Genomic DNA, 19,151 nt, shown 5'->3' with positions numbered 1-19,151 from the left:
CCACTTCACCTTCCCCCCGCTGCCTTGCGCGCCGCGATCGCCGCCGCCGGCTCGACGCAGTCTCACGTTGCAATATCGCTCGGGCTTCCTGCCTGGAATCCGTATAGCACGGCCGGGTTGTCGACGAGAATCGCGCGGCCGACTGCTTCGTCCGCCGCGCATGCGTGCAACCAGCCGAGCAGACCGGCATCGTCAGGCACCGGCGACGCGTTCGGATGCGGCCAGTTGCTGCCCCACACGCAGCGTGCCGAGTGCTCGCGCGCGAGCACGGCGGCAAGCTGCGCGACGTCGTCATAACCGGGCGCGCCGGCTTGCGACGTCTCGTAAGGCGCGGACAGCTTCACCCACACATGGCCGCGATCCAGCAGGCGCCGCAACGCAACGAACGCCGGCGCATCGGGTGCAACCGGTATCAGGAACTTGCCCGTGTGATCGACCACGACGCGTGCCGGCAACGATGCCAGCATCGGCTCGACGTCGGGCAGCGTCCGGCCGTCGAGCTGCAGGTCGATGTGCCAGCCGAGCGGCGCGATCCGTGCGGCCATCCGTTCGAGCTCTTCCCATCGGGCGACGCCGCCCGACAACGTCATGAACCGCACGCCGCGGATGCCCGCCGCGTGCAGCCGCTCGAATTCGACGTCCGGCACGTCGGCCGGCAACGTCGCGACGCCGCGCGCCTGCGGGCCGAGCGCGGCCAGCGCATCGAGCGTGCAGCGGTTGTCGAAGCCATAGCCGGTCGGCTGCACGACGACCACGCGCGCGAGACCGAGCGCCTGTTGCACGCGGCGATACGCGTCCACCGGCGCGTGCGGCGGACGGAACGTCGCCGTCGGCGCGAGCGGATACGCATCGTCGTAGATGTGGATATGGCAATCGCACGCGAGCAAAGGCTGCGTACCGCCGTGGTCGCGCATCATCGTGCGCCCGGCGCGGCGGACGCGTCGACCGGCCGCCAGCGTTCGAGCCGCGTCGCATGCGCGGCGTTGACCGCGCCGTTGGGCACGCGTGCGTCGAGCAGCGCGGCGAGTTGGTCGACCGTCTCCAGTGCCTGGTGCTCGACCGCCGGCCGCGTGAGCCCGCCGATATGCGGCGTGGCGATCACGCGCGGATGCGCGGCGAGTCCGGGCGTCGGCATCTGATCCGCCGCGCGGCCGACATCGAGCGCGCAACCCGCCAGCCGGCCGCCGTCGAGCACATCGGCAAGCGCCTGCTCGTCGACAAGCTCGCCGCGCGATGCATTGATGAAGCATGCACCCGGCTTCATCGCGGCGAACGCGTGCGCATCGAACAGGTTCGCGGTGGCCGGCGTTGCCGGTGCGAGGCACACGACGTAATCCGCGTCGCGCAGCAGGGTCGCGCAATCGACCTGCTCGAGCGGCGGGGTGTCGACCCGGACGTACGGGTCGCACACGAGCACGCGCATCCCGAACGCCGTCGCGATCGGCGCGAGATGGCGCGCGATCTGTCCGTAGCCGACCACGCCCAGCGTGCTGCCGCGCAATTCGCGGCCCATCCGCGGCAGCGGCGGCGTGCCGCGGTGGTACGCATCCGCGTAGCCGCCGATCCCGCGCGCGAGCTCGATCATCGCGCCAATCACCCATTCCGCAACGGCCGGCCCGAAGCCGGGGCTCGCCTGCGTGACCAGCACGCCGAATTCACTCGCCGCACCGACATCGACGGTACGGATGTCGACCGCGCAGCGCACGAACGCGGCGAGCGCGGGCAGCCCCGCGAACAGCGCGCGCGGCGCCGGCGTCTGCCGGTACGCGATGATCGCGTCGCATCCCTGCGCGGCCGCGATCAGCTCGCCGGTGCCGAGCTCCCGGTCGTACGGATTACACGTGACGTCCGCGATCGCCTGCAGCGCGCGCAGCGCCTTCGCGCCGAAGTAGTAATCGAACATCCCGGACGGATGAGTCACGTAGACGCGCGTCATGCGTTGCCTCCGTTCGATTCGGCCGCGCGCGGCGGCGCGACCGATGCACGCTCGACGAGCGTGACGCCCGGGAACACGCATTGCCCGGGCTCCGACAACGCGTCGCCATCGTGCCGCATCACGCGCCGCACCATCTCCGCGGCCATGTCGGTGACGGGCAGTTGCACCGTGGTCAGCGCCGGCCACGAAATCGCCGACAGGAAATGACCATCCATCCCGACGACCGACACATCGTCCGGCACGCGCAAGCCGCCGTCGCGCAGCCCGGCCATCAGGCCGAGCGCGAACAGGTCGTTGACCGCGACGATGCCGGTCGGCCGAGCCGGATCGGCCGCAAGCGCGGCACCGAGCGCACGCCCGACCTCGACGATCACCGCGTCGCCGTATTCGTTCGCCGGACCGCCGTCGAGCACCCGCGCATCTGCGCCCGCGTCGCGCGCCACCGCGAGAAAGCCGCGAATCTTGTCGCTGCGGCTCACGGTGATGCCGGCCACCGTCGCGAACGCGAGCCGCGTATGGCCCGCGGCGACGAGGCAGCCGGTCGCGAGCCGCGCGGCCGCCTCGTTGTCGGCCGTCACGTGATCGACCTTCGATTGCTCGCCGGGTGTCGCGCGGCGGTCGTAGCTGACGACCGTCATCCCGCGTTCGGCCGCACGTTCGAGGTGGCTTTCGTCGGCGAGCGACGAGATCACGATCACGCGCCGCACGCCGTGCGCGAACAGGTCGTCGAAGAACGACGCCTCCTTGCCCGCATCGCGGTACGTGTTGCCGATCAGCACGCGATGACCATACTGCTCCTGCGCGCAGGCCTCGATCTCGCGTGCGATGTAGCCGTACATCGGATTCGCCATCGACGGCACCAGCAGCCCGACGAGCGGCGTCTGCCCCGTCTTGAGCTGGCGCGCGAGCGTGCTCGGCCGGTACTGCAGCGCATCCATCGACGCCTTCACGCGCTCGAGCGTTTCCGGCTTCATCTGATCGGTGCGGCCATTGAGCACGTTCGAAACCGTGCTGACCGAAACGGCCGCATGACGGGCCACATCCTGAATCGTACTCATGTCGTCTTGCATTGAATGGGCTACAGGCCGAAATGGGCCGGCAGCCACAACGAAAACGCCGGCGCGAAGATCAGCGCCACGAGGGCGACGAACAGCACCAGCAGGTATTTCACCATCGGCCGCGCGACGCGCGCGACCTCGGTCCCCGTGATCGCGCAGGTCGTGAACAGCCCGAGGCCGACGGGCGGCGCGAACAGCCCGAGCCCCATCGCGACCACCACGACCGTGCCGAAATGCAGCGGATTGATGCCGAGCTGCAGCGCGATCGGTGCGAGCAGCGGCCCAAAGATGATCAGCGCCGGCGCGCCTTCGAGCACCGCGCCGAACACGATCATCAGCAGCGCCGCCAGCAACAGGAACGCCGTCGAGCCGTACTGATGGGCAAACGCGGTCATTGTGCCCGAGACGAGTGCCGGAATCTGTTCGATCGACAGCGCGAACGACACGCTCGACGCCGCCGCGACGATGAACAGAATACCGCTCGCCATCGACGCCGCGCGCACGAACACGCGGCCGACCGAGCGCCAGGTCAGTTCGCGAAACGCCGCCCAGCCGACCACGAGCGCATAGACCACCGCGAACGCCGACACTTCCGTCGACGTCGCGATGCCCGACGTCACGCCCTTGCCGATCATCGCGACCATGACCAGCGCGACGAGCGCGCCGCCTGCGAGCGGCAGCCACGCGCGACGCTCGACGAACACCGCGTCGATGTCGATCCGGCGTCCGCAGATCACGGTCACGACCGCCAGCGACGCGGCGAGCACGGCTGCCGGCACGATCCCCGCGAGAAACAGCCCCGCGATCGAGATATTCGCGACGAAGCCCATGATGATCATGTTCACGCACGGCGGGATCGTCTCGGCCATCACCGCGCTGCACGCGAGCAGCGCCGCGGTTTCGTCGGGGTCCTGGCGCGCGCGGCGCACGGCCGGCATCACGACGCCGCCCACCGCCGCGATGTCGGCCAGCTTCGAACCCGATACGCCGGAAAAGCACGCCGTCGCAAAGATCACGATCAGCCCGAGCCCGCCGCGCACGCGTCCGAAGATCCGCAGCAGCAATTCGACGAGCCGCGCGGACATCCCGTTCGACTCCATCAGCAAGCCGGCCAGCACGAAGAACGGCACCGCGAGCAGCACGAAGTGATCGGCGCCGGCCATCACCTGCTGCGAGTAGACGAGCAGCGGCAGCGTCGGGTCGGCGAGAAAGTACAGCAGCGCCGAGAACGCGAGCACGAAGCCGATCGGCACGCCCAGCACGAGCCCGCCGACGAAGCCGGCGATCAGCAGCGCCCCCGGCGCGATCGCATGCTCGGGCTGCAGCGCGTTCCAGCCGTACACGGCGCCCGCGAGCACCGCGCAGCATGCGAGCGTGCCGAGCACGCGGCGGCGCGGCGCGTTCAGCGCGTTCGCGAGCGCGAATACGCTCATGAACAGTGCGCCGAACATCATCGGATACACGTTGATCCAGCCCGGCAGGCCGCCGGTCGTCAACTGATCGTACGAACCGCCGAGCAGTTGCCAGGACGACGCCAGCAGGTTCAGCGACACCGCCGCGACGATCCAGTGCCCGATCTGCACGAGCGCGCCCTGCCAACGTGCCGGCAGCCAGCCGCGGAACAGGTCGATGCCGACGTGCTGGCTGCGCCCGAGCACCGTCGCCGCGCCGAAGAACACCAGCACGATCATCAGCGCGCTCGCGACCTCCTCGGCCCAGTCGACCGGGTCGTGCAGGAAATAGCGGAACACGACCGACACGAACACGACGAGCACGTCGGCGGCCAGCACCGCGGCCGACACGTATTCGATCCAGCGCATCGCCGCCTCCAGCGCGCGAGCGGCGGCGCGCACGGGACGGGCGGTGCCGGCGGCCGGCACGACGCTCGAAACGGAACCGGTATCCATCGCTCAACCCCGCGCGGCGGCGATCGCCGGGAACAGCGGCGCGGTGGCCGGATACTGCTTCGCGAATGCGACGTAGAGGCGATCGTGCATCGTCTGCCGCAGTGCGGTGCGCTCGGCGTCGGCCATCGGATGGAACGTCATCCCGTGCTGCTTCAGCGCCGCCTCCGCCTGCGCGGCCTTCTGCGTCGCGATCGCGCGCTGCTGCGCGGTCGCATCGGCCACCGCACGGTCGAACGCCGGGCGCAAGTTCGCCGGAATCCGCTCGAGCGCGCGCCGCCCCATCACGACGGTCATCGCCGCGAACACGTGATGCGATTGCCAGCACGACTTGACGATCTCGTCGAAGCGGCTCGCGAGCACGGTGGCCGGATCGTGCTCGAGCCCGTCGACGACGCCCGTCTGCACGGCCATGTACAGCTCGCCGAACGGAATCGGCGTCGGCACCGCGCCCATCAGCTTGAAGGTGTCCATGAACGCCGGTGTCGGCAGCACGCGCAGCTTCGTGCCCTTCACGCCCGGCAACGCCGTCACCGGCTGCTTCGTGAACACGCAGCGCCCGCCGAAGTGCGAACCCCACGTCAGCACCGAGCAGCCCGCGCGTTTTTGCAGCAACGTGTTCAGGCTGGTGCCCACCGGGCCGTCGAGCACTTTCGCGACGTGCGCATAGCTGTCGAACAGATAGCCGAGATCGAGCATGCCGAACTCCGGCGCGACCGTCGCCCAGATCGAGGAGCCGGCGATCATCATGTCGATCGCGCCGATCTTGATCTGCTGCGCGACGTCGCTCTCCTTGCCGAGCTGGCTGTTCGGAAAGTAGTCGACCCGGATCGCGTCACCGACGCTCGCCTTCAGGTTCGCGGCGAGGCGCTCGTACCACACGTAGTGCGCCGCATTCTGATCGGCCGGCATCGACGACGAGCAGCGCAGCGTCACGGTCGGCTGCGCCGCACGGGCGATCTCCGGCAGGCCGCCCGCGACCGCGAGCGTGGCAGCGGACGCCGTTTGCAGAAAGCGCCGCCGGGTGAAGGTTGTCATGGCCGTCTCCTTTGAGATTGCGCCTGCCGGCGCAACTGTATCGATTTAGTGTATCGATACAGTAATACGACGACCGACAAGGAAAAAATGGGGGTTTTCCCCCGGCAGGAGCGAAAAATGGGAGATTACGAGGCGGAATTTCCGGCCGGATGGGGTTCCGCGCCGGCCTATTTCGATCTTTCGGGGCGACGGCGCGCCTCAAGCGCGGCGGCAGATATCATCAGACAACTGATGTTTATTGAACGACGCCGCCATCCGCCCCTTCCGTCAGGAACTGCTCGACCATCGCGTTGAACACCGGCAGCGCCGGATTGTCGTTGTCCGCACGCCATGCGAGATACAGCTCGGCCGCCACGTCGACGCCCGCGAGCGGCCGGAACACCACGCCGTCGACATGCAGCTCGCGCGCCGATGCCGGCACGAGCGCCGCACCGAGCCCGGCGCGCACCAGACCGAGGATCGTGTGTGTCTGCCCGACGTAATGCAGGTAGTTCGGCAAGCGCCCGGCGCCGGCGAACATCCCCGAGATCATGTCGTGGAAGTACTTTCCCTCGTTCGGCGAATACGCGATGAACGGCTGCCGGTCGAGTTCGTCCGGGCCGATCCGTTCATACGCGGCGAGCGGTGCGCCCTGCGCGACCGCGACGAGCATCGGCTCGCGCTGCACGAGCCGGTATTCGAGCGGGTGGCGCGCGGCGCGCTGGCGCACGAAGCCCGCATCGAGCATGCGCGACGCCAGCGCGTCGATCTGCACGGTCGACACCATTTCGCGCAATTCGACATCGACATCCGGCAGCGCGTGCGCCGCATGCGCGAGCAGCACCGGAATCATCCGATACGCGCTGACGGCCGTGAAGCCGAGCGTGATGCGGCCGGCCCCGCCGTGCGCGACGCGCTGCGCGGCCTGTTCCGCCCGCGCGGAAAACTCGAGGATGTGCCGCGCATCGCGCAGGAAGCGCTCGCCGGCCGCGGTCAGCCTGACCTGCCGGCTGCTGCGTTCGAGCAGCGCGATGCCGAGCGCGTGTTCGAGCAGCTGGATCTGCCGGCTGAGCGGCGGCTGCGTCATGAAGAGCCGCTTGGCGGCGCGCCCGAAATGCAGTTCCTCGGCGACCGCGACGAAGCAGCGAAGCTGGTTCAGTTCAATCATTCAAATCTTGAATCAATCGATAGTCTTTTGATGTTAGACGCATATCAATACGATTTCTATACTCGGTTGCACCTGATGCGCGGCCCGCGCCGCGCACGACGACCGAGACTTTCATGACCACCGACATCCTGCTCACCCAGCCGCTTCCCGATATCATCGACGCCGAACTGTCCGCCCGCTATGCAGTACATCGGCTGTATGCGGCCGACCGGCCGGAGGCCCTGCTCGAGCGCATCGCGCCGCGCATCCGAGGCGTCGTCACGGGCGGCGCGAACGGGCTGTCGGCTGCGTTGATGGACCGGCTGAGCGCGCTCGAGATCGTCGCGATCAGCGGCATCGGCACCGACGCCGTCGATCTCGAGCGTGCCCGCGCCCGCGGCATCCACGTGACGACCACGCCCGACGTGCTGACCGACGACGTCGCCGACATGGCGATGGGGCTGATCCTGATGACGCTGCGCGACCTGGGCGCCGGCGAGCGCATCGTGCGCGCCGGCCGCTGGGGCAAGGTCGCGCAGCCGCTTGCGACGCAGGTGACGGGCAAGCGGCTTGGCATCGTCGGCCTCGGCCGCGTCGGCCGCGCGATCGCGCAGCGCGCGCAGGCGTTCCGGATGCCCGTCAGCTATTGCGGCCCGCGCGAACACCGCGACAGCGGCTATCGCTACGAACCCGACCTGATCGCGCTCGCCCGCGACAGCGACGTGCTCGTGCTCGCGGCATCGGCCGATCACGGCAACGTGCTCGTCACCGCCGACGTGCTCGCCGCACTCGGCAGCCAAGGATTCCTGATCAACGTCGCGCGCGGCAAGCTCGTCGACGAAGCCGCGCTCGTGCGCGCGCTCGCGGACGGCACCATCGCCGGCGCCGGCCTCGACGTATTCGTCGACGAACCGCACGTGCCGGCCGCGCTGCTCGAACTCGAGCGTGTCGTCGTGCAGCCGCACCGTGCGAGCGCCACGCACGAGACGCGCGAAGCCATGGGCCGGATCGTGCTCGCCAACCTCGCCGCGTGCTTCGCGGGACAGCGCCCGCCAACCAGCGTCACGAGCTGAGCGACGCACGCCCCGTTTTACAACATCAAACGAAACGCCTCCGCACGACGGAGGCCAGGAGACTCGCATGCCCAATCGATCCAGCGGCGGCGCTGCCGTCGCGGCCTCGTCCACCTCATCCACCGCATCGAGCACGATCGGCCGCGTCCGCTACACGGTCCTCGCGCTGATCTTCGCGGTTACCGTCGTCAACTATGCGGATCGCGCGACGATGTCGATCGCCGGCACCGGCGTCGCGCACGACCTCGGGCTGACGCCCGTGCAGCTCGGCATCGTCTTTTCCGCGTTCGCGTGGGCCTATGCGATCGGCCAGATCCCGGGCGGCTGGCTGCTCGACCGCTTCGGCGCGCGCCGCGTGTACGGCCTGAGCCTGCTGCTGTGGTCGGTCTTCACGATGCTGCAGGGCACGGTCGGCTGGTTCGCCGCCCAGGGGGCGGCCGCGACGCTCGCGCTGTTTGCGATGCGCTTCATGCTCGGGCTCGTCGAATCGCCGGCGTTCCCGGCCAATTCGCGGATCGTCGCGTGCTGGTTCCCGACCGCCGAGCGCGGCACCGCGTCGGCGCTGTTCAACTCCGCGCAGTACATGGCCGTCGTGCTGTTCACGCCCGCGATGGCGTGGCTCACGCATGCGCTCGGCTGGGAACACGTGTTCCTGTGGATGGGGCTGCTCGGCGTCGCGCTGTCGGTGCTCTGGTTCGCGTGGTATCGCGAGCCGCACGGCCATCCGCGCGTGAGCGACGCCGAACGCGACTACCTGCGTGCGCACGGCGCGCTCGTCGATCTGGAGGCGAACCGCGTCCGGCACCGGGCGCGCGTATCGTGGCGCGATGCGTCGCAGCTGTTCCGCCACCGGAACCTGTGGGCGATCTATGTCGGCCAGTACTGCATCACGGCGCTCACCTACTTCTTCATCACGTGGTTCCCGATCTACCTGATCAAGGGCCGCGGGATGACGATCATGGAGGCCGGCTGGGTCGCCGCGCTGCCCGCGCTCTGCGGCTTCACGGGCGGTGTGCTCGGCGGCGCGCTGTCGGACTGGCTGATCCGGCGCGGCGTGCATCCGTCGCGCGCACGCAAGACGCCGTTCGTCGTGGGAATGGCGATGGCGACGCTGCTCGTGCTCGCGAACGGCGCATCGTCGAACGCCGTCGTGATCGCGCTGATGACGGTCGCGTTCTTCGGCAAGGGGCTCGCGGCGGTCGGCTGGGCCGTGCTCGCCGACACCGCACCGGAAGGCATGGTCGGCCTGAGCGGCGGCGTGTTCAACGGCCTCGGCAACATCGCGGGGATCGTCACGCCGCTCGTGATCGGCTACTTCGTCGCGCACACGGGCTCGTTCGCGGGCGCGCTGTGGTTCGTCGCCGCGCACGGGCTGATCGGCATCGCCGCCTATGCGTGGCTCGCCGGCCGCTTCGAGCGGATTCGCGTCACGCCGGCCGCATGACGCCCGGCGCCGCCGGGGAAGCGGCCGCCCGCGGCATCACGCGCGCTGGCGGCTGCCCGGTGTCAGCTCGATCGCGAGCCGATCGAGCTCGCACAGGTCGTTTTCCAGCGCGGGCGTGAGCGTCATACGCAGATGGTCGAGGAAGGTACGGATCTTCGCGTCGAACACGGGTTGCGAACTGGTTACCGTTAGCTGCGGCAGAAAGGGAGTACGCCAACTTCACTTGACGCCGTTATCCGATTGCAAATCGGTACGGCCCCCGATCAGATCAGCGGCTGCATCCCAGGCGTGGCCACACCTCGCGTCAGTTCCCGGCCGGTCTGCGCCGACCGAATCACAAGTTGGACGTAACTGTTCATCGGCCCGTACGGTGCGAAGAATCGTTCAAACAGCTTCGTAAATATGACCAGACTGACCTCCCGAAGTGAGGTTTCGTCGAACGACAACAGGATTTCAATACCGCGCACGAACGACGGGAACTGGCTATTCAGCGACATCCATTTGATCGCAGGCTTGTAGTTCAGATCGGTGATCGCGTCGATGCAGCGCTGCGCGAGCGGCGTAGTGCGCACCGCATGGAGCCGCAAGAACGTCTTCAGAGCCGACAGCCCGTTGCGTGTAAGGTCAAACGGATGCGGCGACGACGTCGACAGTACGCGCCACAACGCACCATTGCCTCGCGCCAGCTCGGCCGTCAACGTCGGCCGCGTGATCAACTGGATCGGGCAATCCAGCGTCTTGTTCTCGAGCAGCAAATCGCCGGCCGTATTGCCGATCGGCAAGCGCGCCGGCAAGTCGCGATTGGTCACCGTCGTGACCACATCGATTTGCGGCAGCTTCGGTCGTGTCGACTGTCCGTCCAGCCCGACCAGCGACAACATCATGGTTTGCCGGCCGGGCGATCGGTCATCGCGATCGTGGAACGCGACCCAGTAGACCGCTGACGAATCAGGGCGTGGATCGTGGCCAAGGGCCTGGTATGGCCGCACCGGAATTCTGGGCCGATTGCTTTCGAGCGCTATGTCCTCGTCCTTGTCTTTTTTCTTGGACAACTCGCCCAGATAAACCGCGTCTATCGAATACACGCCCAGCGGCGCATGTTTCGCCAGTCGTACAGGCTGAACCGGATAGGCATCCTGCCCCTTCAGCACAATGGGCTGAGCGGGTTGCGAGAAAAGATTCACGACAGGCGTGCAGAACAGCTTGAACGCCGTTGCGCCGAGCGACGCAAGCGCTTGCGCGGCGAACGACTCGGCGGGCGTGTCGCGCAATACGATATGCAAGGTCAGCTCCCGAGCGTCGGGAGCGCTTGCGGCACGCCGCACGCGCCCCATGTCAAGCTCGACGAAATCGAACAGTTCCGGAAACGCGAAGTATTCCAGCAGATAACGATACGTGGTCGCAGTCCGACTGGTCGTTTGGCTATCTGGTAACAAGCGTTCGTTATCCGAGAAGCCAACCGGCGCGAACGGCACCTTCGATAGAGCCCGCCAGCGCCCGCATTGATCGACTTCAACGTACGCGGCGGCCGCGCGCAACAGCAAAGCGTCCAGCAGCGACGACACGAATGGTCGCTCGCCGGCAAGGTGGACGCGGATGGGACCATCCGGAATAGCGGCCGTGAACGGACCGGCGGCCGACGTGAAGCTGATCGACAGCACGCCTGTTGCGTCGGCGGGCAATCTCACGGCTGACGGCGCCAGCGTCGTCGGTGCATACCGTGCAGACTGTATTTGCAACGGCGAGATGGTCACATCGTAGGTCGTCCGGAATCGCACCGGGGCGTTGCGCGCGTTCAGCGCCGCGCCGCGCGGCACGACGATCGGTTCCGTCAGTTGACCGACGATCGCCCGCGGCTCGAATCGAGCGATCGCGCACGACGGCACGGTTCGCAGATAGTGCGGGTGGACAATCTCAAGCAGCGCCTCGGTGAATTCGGGATAGTCGTCTGCCAGCTTCGAATCGAGGCGCGCCGCAAGAAACGAAAAGGTCTGGATCAGACGCGCCACATGCGGATCGTCGGTCTGGCCGCTCTGGATACCGAGCCGGGTGGCGATCTTCGGATAGCGGATAGCGAAATCGCCCAGCGCTCGCGCGAACAACCCGAGTTCGTATTCGTAATGCGACAGCAGATGATCCATTCAGCTACAGCCCCAGTCGGTCGGGGCGCACGAGCGTCGGGCCGACGAAGATAAGTTTGCGCAACGCCGCTTGTGGACCGTACGGCTGCATCCGGAAGTGCGGCCGCCGCCAGTGACCGCTCACTGCGCGCTGTACGCTGTCCGATGAAACTGATCCGGCTGCCTCGGCGTCGAGAATCGCGGGACCGACGACATGTCGGTCGTAGAGTTGTTCAATTTCCGCAAGCCGTTCCATACGCTTGCGCTTGCCGAGCCCCGGAAAATGACGCGGCGCATTCGAATAAGCGCGATCATGAACGACCTGCGCGTCGCGCGCGTCGAGGTACAACAACATCTTGATCGCATAGTCCAGGGCGTTGCGCCAGAATTGCTGAGCGCCAGGCGGATCGTGCAATCCGTCAGCCGCGGGTTGTTGAAACAACTCGTCCATCAATTCACGGATCGTCTTGTCAGGGTTCTCCAGCGGCAGCGTAATCGAATCCATCGTTGCACCGTCGCCTGGGCCACCAGCCACTAACCATGTCGCGAATCCGATCGACCGGTCGTTCTTGAAGATCGCGATCGCCTCAATATCGCCCGCTTGTTTCCAGCGGGTGGGTTCGGGAATGATGCATAGCGTATCGGTCGGCATTTTGAGCATGCCGATCGGCACATCCTCCGCGATATAGGCGGCGTCGAGCAGGCGGTGCAGCGGTGGGGTCGGCTCGTAAAAAGCCCCTTGTCGTACCTCGAACGCCAGCCACACAGCGCTGTACTGGGCTACCCCGGCGAGTACGTCGGCCGAGCGGCCGTCAGCGCCGTGCGGCAAGAGGTCCCGCGTGAAGCGATCGAAATAGCGCGTCAGACGCAGGATGCCGTGCGACCGGAGCATCTCGGTCAGCGTCGGCGACGCCACGCGGTCCGTTGCGGTTCGCAGCGCATCCCACGCGGCGAGTGCACCCGTTACCCGATAGCGAACCGGTCCAGGCAAGCGAGCGAGCTTCGGATCGGTGACGGCATCGCCCGAGCGCATCAACGCGGTAACGAGCTGCTGACGAATGTCGGCGCGCAGTGCTTGACGCTGGGCATCGGACACTAAAACGGTATTGCGTGGCGGTACGCCGGCCAATGCGGTTTCCTTCATCCGATCCGTCGACTCCCTCAGACGCAATGCCGTTTACTCAAGTGATGAAATCAATTGCGCACCGCACTCGGTCAGGTCACCATGAAAAGCAACCGGCGTACCGTGGTGATTGCGCGTGCTGTTTTGCGGAATGATCCTGAACTGGCCGCCACACTTCGGACACCATGTCAGGTGATCCTTCAAGGCAACCGGAACGCCCTGCGCCGTCAGATCGTCGCTCGCGGTGATCACTTCGCCGCCGTGGGTCGTCTTGTCGTGCAGGCGAATCACGCCGCGCCCGTTTTCGTCTTTCATCGTCTGCTGACTCCTGTTCGCGTGATCATCTGGGCTGAATTCCAGTCATGTTGCGCGAGTCATCGGCTTGTCGAGCCAAGCCGCAGCGTGCATTTGACCATCCGTTTCGCCGATCCAGTCTTCGGATCGAGCCTTCGGGTCATTCGGGTACTCGCCGCGCTGCTGGGCCAGCACCGTGTCTCCCCATCCGACAGGCGTTCCGGTGCGAGGTTCGGCATAAAGGTCATCGGATGCGATCGTGGAGATTTGCTCGATCGCAGCAGGCCAGACCGGATCACGGCAGGTTGCGTTCGCCATGATGCGCATGACAGTAAAGATCAGAATCGCCGGCATCATCAGCAGACGGATGAAGAGCGATGCGCGCATCCCGAAGCCATACAGCGAAAACAGGAACGACTCGCGCGGCGTTTCTCGCTGCGTGTGAAACAGCATCGGTTTAGGCAATCCGTTCGGACCATCGTTCATGTACACACGCCAGTAATTCCATTGCGCGAGCGCCATTTCAACCTGCAGCTTGCCGGTCCATTCTCGGCCGATCGAGAACACACGAGTGACATTGCCGTGGTCGTCGACCGTATAGTGCCGGATGTGGAAAATCGTACCGAAAGACGTGTCCTCGCGATGCAGACAAAAAATCGAATCGTCTGTCCAGGGCACTTCCCAAACGACATCACCCTCGCCGGGCTTCGCAAAAAAGCGGCGTGCACGAATCGCAAAAAGTTTGCGGGCTTCTCGATGGAAACGGATTGGGTGATAGCGCAGACCAAAGAATAGGCCTTTTCCGAGCTTACAAGCAATTCCACCAAACAACACCACGAATAAAACGGCCATCAGATTTGCCAAAAACAAATCTGATGATGAAGCGCCCTCGATATGCGTATAGCTATATAGATATGGTCCATACAAAGCCACCAGAAATGCAACGAAAACACCCGTAATAAACCATTGCCTCTCTAAAAATGACGGTTCAATCACATCCATGAAAATTGAGTTGATGCTGAACGTTGAACCGAAATCCTGAACATCTGGGCCAATGGATCGATTAATAGGTAAGCGATGCGCTAGATCCCACGCAGGTATCGGCTTGCCAATATACTTCTTCACGAAACGTTCGTTCATGCTTCAGCCTCCTACTGCTGAGGTGAAAGCCTTGATTTCCGCATCGATCGAATCGTAGTGTTCGCCCTTGCTGAATTTGCAACGCGAAACCCAATCCTTGAGGGCTGACGCCTTGAATATCGCAATTGCAATTCCTATCATGATCGAAAAAATCAGGGCCGGCCAAAAAAGGCGGCTAGCTGAAGAGACGAAATCATCACGCCCGCACTCCGCCAGATCGTTGTGAAAAGCGACCGGCGTACCGTGGTGATTGCGCGTGCTGTTTTGCGGAATGATCCTGAACTGGCCGCCACACTTCGGACACCATGTCAGGTAGATCCTTCAGGGCAACCGGAACGCCCTGCGCCGTCAGATCGTCGCTCGCGGTGATCACTTCGCCGCCGTGGGTCGTCTTGTCGTGCAGGCGAATCACGCCGCGTCCGTTTTCGTCTTTCATCGTCTGCTGACTCCTGTTCGCGTGATCATCTGGGCTGAATTCCAGTCATGTTGCGCGAGTCATCGGCTTGTCGAGCCAAGCCGCAGCGTGCATTTGACCATCCGTTTCGCCGATCCAGTCTTCGGATCGAGCCTTCGGGTCATTCGGGTACTCGCCGCGCTGCTGGGCCAGCACCGTGTCTCCCCATCCGACAGGCGTTCCGGTGCGAGGTTCGGCATAAAGGTCATCGGATGCGATCGTGGAGATTTGCTCGATCGCAGCAGGCCAGACCGGATCACGGCAGGTTGCGTTCGCCATGATGCGCATGACAGTAAAGATCAGAATCGCCGGCATCATCAGCAGACGAATGAAGAGCGATGCGTGCATCCCGAAGCCATACAGCGAAAACAGGAACGACTCGCGCGGCGTTTCTCGCTGTGTGTGAAACAGCATCGGTTTGGGCAATCCGTTCGGACCATCGTTCATGTACGCGCACCAGTAGTTCCACTGCGCGAGCGCCATTTCAACCTGCAGCTTGCCGGTCCATTCTCGGCCGATCGAGAACACACGAGTGACATTGCCGTGGTCGTCGACCGTATAGTGCCGGATGTGGAAAATCGTACCGAAAGACGTGTCCTCGCGGTGCAGACAAAAAATCGAATCGTCTGTCCATGGCACTTCCCAAACGACATCACCCTCGCCGGGCTTCGCAAAAAAGCGGCGTGCACGAATCGCAAAAAGTTTGCGGGCTTCTCGATGGAAACGGATGGGACGATGGCGTAGACCAAAGAACAGGCCGCGCCCGAGCTTCCAGACTATCGAACCAAAAAGGGCTACAGGCACAAACGCTAGGCTGTCCATTACGAAGTCGCCTGATTCTCCATTCGCATGGGTCAGAACATAGGCGTATGGCCCGATCCCCATGCATAGGAAAGCGAGCACGACACCGGTGACGAACCATTGCTTTTCTAGAAAAGACGGCTCGATCACGTCCATGTAGGTGGAATTGACGCTGAACGTTGAACCGAAATCTTGGACATCCGGACCGACGGATCGATTGATCGGCAAGCGATGCGCCAGGTCCCACTCCGGCACTGGCTTGCCAATGCATTTCTTCATTACACGTTCGTCCATGTATCAGCCTCCCGCTGCTGAAGTAAAGGCCTTTAGCTCTGCCTCAAGCGAGTCGTAGTGTTCCCCCTTACTAAATTTGCAACGCGAGACCCAATCCTTGAGGGCCGACGCCTTGAATATCGCAATTGCAATCCCTATCATGATCGATAAAACTAGAGCGGGCCAAAACAGCGGCAGGCTGAAAAGTGCGGCGGCAGCTACATATGCCCCAAGAATTCCGCTCGCCAAATAAAGTCTAGCAAGGTTCTTTTCGCCATTATTCCAAGCCTCAGGCATATTCTTGAGGATGTCATATCCGGCCAAGAAGATGCCAGCGGCCGCACCAAATATACGACCTACTCTCATCCCAACCTCCGCGCCTCCTTTCGTGACGCCCCACCCCTTCATGAGATATGCCGACAACGGATGGGCTGATGCTTTCACTACGGTCTCCGATGAATACTCAACGAGCGTTCCTATAATCGAAACAACCGCACCGATGCCCTTCAGACTCGTTTCGGTTTGATTGAACTGATCGCGGTCGTTCCAGTCCTTGGCAGCGAAAGCCAGCGTCGCCATCTGAAAGATCACCGTCACGACCCCCAAGTTGAACTCTGTCGACGAATTGAGCCACTTCTTGGCCGTATCCACGCCCGGCACTCGCACAGCCTTGATCGCGCTGGCTTCCAGCTTCCCGTCCCGGACAAGGGCGTCCACGTCCATCTCATAGGCGACCACATTCGGGTCGCTCGGTGGCGCCATTCTTATAACCTGCTTCCCGACCTGGGTCGCCGACTGGCGCTGATCGGTCCGATTACCGTCCAATTTGACACCCAATTCTCGAGCCTGCTGCAAGGCCCAGTCGCGAATGGCAAGCTTGCTAACTTGCGACGGTTTGATCCGGACACCGGACTGTATCGCCAAACGAATGGTCACGAAACCGAGCGCCGAACCTCGCGTGCCTTTTGTGAGGACATCGACGATGTGATTACCGGTGGTCACGACGAGCCGGTCCCACAGGTCAGCTGCCTTACCGAGTTTCTCGATATTTTTGAACGCTTCCTTGTAGAGGTTCAGGAAGTTCTCGTACTGAATATCAGACCCGTGCACCTGTGCGTCCGCCGCCTTGATCAGCGTCTCCTGATTGAACATCAGGGCACGCGCATACAGATTGCGAATATTTGAAGCCTGACCATTCAGCCAATCGTCGAGCACTTTCTTGCAAGCCTCAGTTCCAACCGCAGCACCAATGGCCTGCGCGCACGACTCGCTGTATGCGTAGCCACTCCGAAGATCCTGCCGGTCATGAACACCTGCCATCCATTCGGCGAGTAACTGCGAACCGAGCCATGCCGCATGTGCTTGCACCAAGGGCTTCCATGTCGGATTGAAGGCTTCGAGCGCTTGCTGATACTCCTTCGGGAAGCGTTTCAACGCGTCTTCGTCGAGCACGCTGGTTCGTTTTCCATCGGGACCGATCTTAAACGCCGCATCATCCCACGCGTCGTCCGCTGATTCTTGCGCGGTCTCCGGCACGTTTTTCGAACGCCTATTGTCCTCATCCATAGCTTTCTGGAAACTTCCGGTCTTGATCCATCCCTTCGCAACGCGATACAAAAAGGCAATATCCGCCGTGTCACCTGACATTGGGGTGGGAGGCATCGTAGAGCCATTCGCCATATTTGCCGCTTCCGACGCGGCGTAACTGAATTCGGTCGCGGCTTTCGCATTGGCTCGAATCCCGGCCTCGGCACGTTCGAGCAATTGCGCCGACGTCCACTTCCAGTACACCTGTTCGTCGAAACCGTTGTTCAGGTTGGGGACGGTCAGTTCGGCGAGATCGTTGGTGAGGCCAACGGGATCATTGACCGCGAACACGAAGCCCTTCTTGTTCGGCGACTCGGCCATCGCGTCGCCGATTCGTTTGGCAACGTTGCGCTGACGCAGACGGATCTCGTCCTTGGGCGCGCGGTTGCTGAAGCCGAACGCAGCCTTCATCGCCTGGGCATCCATCGCGAAATGCGCGATTTTGCTCTGGGTGACTTGAAATTCGCCCGTGTCGGTTGCGCCTCCGCTCAGCATCGCGGGGATATTGACACACTGCATATGTTGCTTGCGCCAGGCCGAGTCGTTGATTTTATTGTGTACGAGGTCCTTGGTCCATCGCACGTTCGACCAACCAATCCAGAGGTTGGTCGCTTCGTCGCTTCCAGGCGTATGTTGAACGCTGACGCACCGACCCAGCGACTCAAAGTCCGTCTCGGCACGCGCGACGCAACTTTGAGTGAGTGCGCTTTTGGCGTCCCCCGGCGGTGGTGTCGTGTCGGGCGGGAAATACCACAGACTGCCATCATCCAGGACCATATAAGCACTGAGCCGTTTGCGCTTCTCGTCGTAGGTGTACAGATAGCCTTGGCGCAGTGCACGCAACGTGTATTTGGCGGAGGCAACTGCTTGGGGCGCGCGGTCGTCAATTTTGAAATTGCCGGACAGCGCCGGGGCTTTCGCCGCGCCACGCGGACAGGCGATTGCGTATCGCACGGGATAGATCAACAGCGATTGTCGATCGCACAGCGGGCAACCTTTGGTTGTCATGGTTTTGGTCCTGGAGTTTCGGAGTCAAGTGCAAAATCGTGTCGCAAGTGCTGCGATGCATACTCGACAAGCACATCGACATCCATGGCGTGGCCGCCCAGAATCGCTTCACTGAACACCCGGTCCAGTGCGATGGGGAATTGCACAGCCTGCTCGGCTGACATCGCGGGTAGCCTGCGTAGCACCCGATCCGCAGCTTCACTGCAATTGATGCGCGACCATTGCTCGGGGCGCGGCCAGCCGGACGATTGATCGGCATTCCCGGCGCCAGCGCCGGGACGCGATACGCGCCAGCGGTACCCGGCCCACGCGAACTGCCACGCCTGAATCGGGCCAAACAATCCCCGTTGCTGAGTCGAATCGAGCACCGCGAGCATCAGGCTCAGCACACGCGGATCGTAGTAACGCCAGAATGCTGGGTTGCCGTCCGCTCCCGGACCGACCAGATTACGCGCGAGGTGCTCGCAGATTGCGTCGGCAGTCGCTTCGCTGTCCAGCCATGCGCACACCACCGGTGGGCGTTCGATATGGGTTTCCGCGATCCAGTACGCGGTTGCCAGCGTACGCGCTTCGTCGTCCAACGCAGCGATGTCGACGAGTTGGGGCATCAATTCCTCGCGGTGTGCCAGCACGCGCGGCGTACACGGACGCATATCGAGTGCGGCCAGCTCAGGTGCATGAGCCAGCATCGTGGGTTCGACCAACAGGAAACCATGTGTGAGCGGCCCCGAGGCGTCAGGGGCGACTTGCAGGGGAGAAATCGTCATATGTC

Annotated in this window: 17 protein-coding genes and 1 pseudogene; 2 read left to right on the top strand and 16 right to left on the bottom strand. The window is 63.8% G+C overall.

Annotation, left to right across the window (positions count from 1 at the left end; translation table 11 throughout):
• Positions 1-62 precede the first annotated feature (62 nt).
• The 7 genes from AC1Z3W_RS08245 to AC1Z3W_RS08215 form a co-directional block, all read right to left on the bottom strand.
• Complete coding sequence (locus AC1Z3W_RS08245) at positions 63-917, bottom strand: amidohydrolase family protein (RefSeq protein WP_124832214.1); 855 nt, start codon at positions 915-917, stop codon at positions 63-65.
• Positions 914-1,936, bottom strand: a complete 1,023-nt coding sequence (locus AC1Z3W_RS08240; protein WP_483507423.1) for an NAD(P)-dependent oxidoreductase — start codon at positions 1,934-1,936, stop codon at positions 914-916. Before AC1Z3W_RS08240 ends, AC1Z3W_RS08245 begins: the two co-directional genes overlap by 4 nt.
• Positions 1,933-3,006, bottom strand: coding sequence for a LacI family DNA-binding transcriptional regulator (locus tag AC1Z3W_RS08235; protein WP_124832216.1), 1,074 nt, complete (start codon positions 3,004-3,006; stop codon positions 1,933-1,935). Before AC1Z3W_RS08235 ends, AC1Z3W_RS08240 begins: the two co-directional genes overlap by 4 nt.
• An 8-nt stretch (positions 3,007-3,014) precedes the next feature.
• Entirely contained in the window at positions 3,015-4,901 is a 1,887-nt protein-coding gene (locus tag AC1Z3W_RS08230; RefSeq protein ID WP_483507422.1) for a TRAP transporter large permease, read from the bottom strand.
• Between the two features lie 3 nt (positions 4,902-4,904).
• A complete protein-coding gene (locus tag AC1Z3W_RS08225; protein WP_483507421.1) occupies positions 4,905-5,936 on the bottom strand; it encodes a TRAP transporter substrate-binding protein in 1,032 nt (343 codons plus the stop codon).
• A 235-nt stretch (positions 5,937-6,171) separates the two neighbouring features.
• Complete coding sequence (locus AC1Z3W_RS08220) at positions 6,172-7,083, bottom strand: LysR family transcriptional regulator (RefSeq protein WP_057924978.1); 912 nt, start codon at positions 7,081-7,083, stop codon at positions 6,172-6,174.
• Positions 7,076-7,198, bottom strand: a complete 123-nt coding sequence (locus tag AC1Z3W_RS08215) for a hypothetical protein (protein WP_260428157.1) — start codon at positions 7,196-7,198, stop codon at positions 7,076-7,078. The genes AC1Z3W_RS08220 and AC1Z3W_RS08215 overlap by 8 nt, the downstream gene beginning before the upstream one ends.
• Between AC1Z3W_RS08215 and AC1Z3W_RS08210 the strand changes: the two genes are divergently transcribed.
• Positions 7,197-8,135 (top strand): 2-hydroxyacid dehydrogenase, encoded by a 939-nt coding sequence (locus tag AC1Z3W_RS08210; protein ID WP_057924977.1) that lies wholly within the window; start codon positions 7,197-7,199, stop codon positions 8,133-8,135. The two genes, AC1Z3W_RS08215 and AC1Z3W_RS08210, sit on opposite strands and share 2 nt — an antisense overlap.
• A gap of 67 nt (positions 8,136-8,202) precedes the next feature.
• Positions 8,203-9,579, top strand: a complete 1,377-nt coding sequence (locus tag AC1Z3W_RS08205; RefSeq protein WP_124832220.1) for an MFS transporter — start codon at positions 8,203-8,205, stop codon at positions 9,577-9,579.
• A 36-nt stretch (positions 9,580-9,615) separates the two neighbouring features.
• Here AC1Z3W_RS08205 and AC1Z3W_RS08200 read toward each other — a convergent pair.
• From AC1Z3W_RS08200 to AC1Z3W_RS08160, 9 genes and pseudogenes are all read right to left on the bottom strand, one after another.
• A pseudogene (locus AC1Z3W_RS08200) lies at positions 9,616-9,744 on the bottom strand (LysR family transcriptional regulator); the annotation flags it as partial.
• A gap of 98 nt (positions 9,745-9,842) precedes the next feature.
• Entirely contained in the window at positions 9,843-11,720 is a 1,878-nt protein-coding gene (gene tssF, locus AC1Z3W_RS08195; RefSeq protein WP_483507420.1) for a type VI secretion system baseplate subunit TssF, read from the bottom strand.
• 4 nt (positions 11,721-11,724) lie between these two features.
• Entirely contained in the window at positions 11,725-12,843 is a 1,119-nt protein-coding gene (locus AC1Z3W_RS08190) for an AcrVA2 family anti-CRISPR protein (RefSeq protein WP_483507419.1), read from the bottom strand.
• Positions 12,844-12,876: 33 nt separating this feature from the next.
• Positions 12,877-13,137 (bottom strand): PAAR domain-containing protein, encoded by a 261-nt coding sequence (locus AC1Z3W_RS08185; protein WP_124832223.1) that lies wholly within the window; start codon positions 13,135-13,137, stop codon positions 12,877-12,879.
• 45 nt (positions 13,138-13,182) lie between these two features.
• Positions 13,183-14,256: a DUF6708 domain-containing protein gene (locus AC1Z3W_RS08180; RefSeq protein WP_483507418.1), complete on the bottom strand. Its 1,074-nt coding sequence runs from the start codon at positions 14,254-14,256 to the stop codon at positions 13,183-13,185.
• A gap of 196 nt (positions 14,257-14,452) precedes the next feature.
• Positions 14,453-14,692, bottom strand: coding sequence for a PAAR domain-containing protein (locus tag AC1Z3W_RS08175; protein ID WP_483507417.1), 240 nt, complete (start codon positions 14,690-14,692; stop codon positions 14,453-14,455).
• Between the two features lie 45 nt (positions 14,693-14,737).
• The gene (locus AC1Z3W_RS08170; protein ID WP_483507416.1) at positions 14,738-15,805 is read right to left on the bottom strand and encodes a DUF6708 domain-containing protein; all 1,068 of its coding nucleotides are present in this window, start codon (positions 15,803-15,805) and stop codon (positions 14,738-14,740) included.
• Between the two features lie 3 nt (positions 15,806-15,808).
• Complete coding sequence (locus tag AC1Z3W_RS08165; protein ID WP_483507415.1) at positions 15,809-18,379, bottom strand: T6SS effector BTH_I2691 family protein; 2,571 nt, start codon at positions 18,377-18,379, stop codon at positions 15,809-15,811.
• Positions 18,376-19,146, bottom strand: coding sequence for a DUF4123 domain-containing protein (locus AC1Z3W_RS08160; protein ID WP_057924971.1), 771 nt, complete (start codon positions 19,144-19,146; stop codon positions 18,376-18,378). Before AC1Z3W_RS08160 ends, AC1Z3W_RS08165 begins: the two co-directional genes overlap by 4 nt.
• Positions 19,147-19,151 lie beyond the last annotated feature (5 nt).

The sequence above is a fragment of the Burkholderia sp. 10_S31 genome, assembly GCF_056930375.1.
Note: the sequence above shows the minus strand (reverse complement) of the source record. Positions and strands in the feature narration are given on the sequence as shown.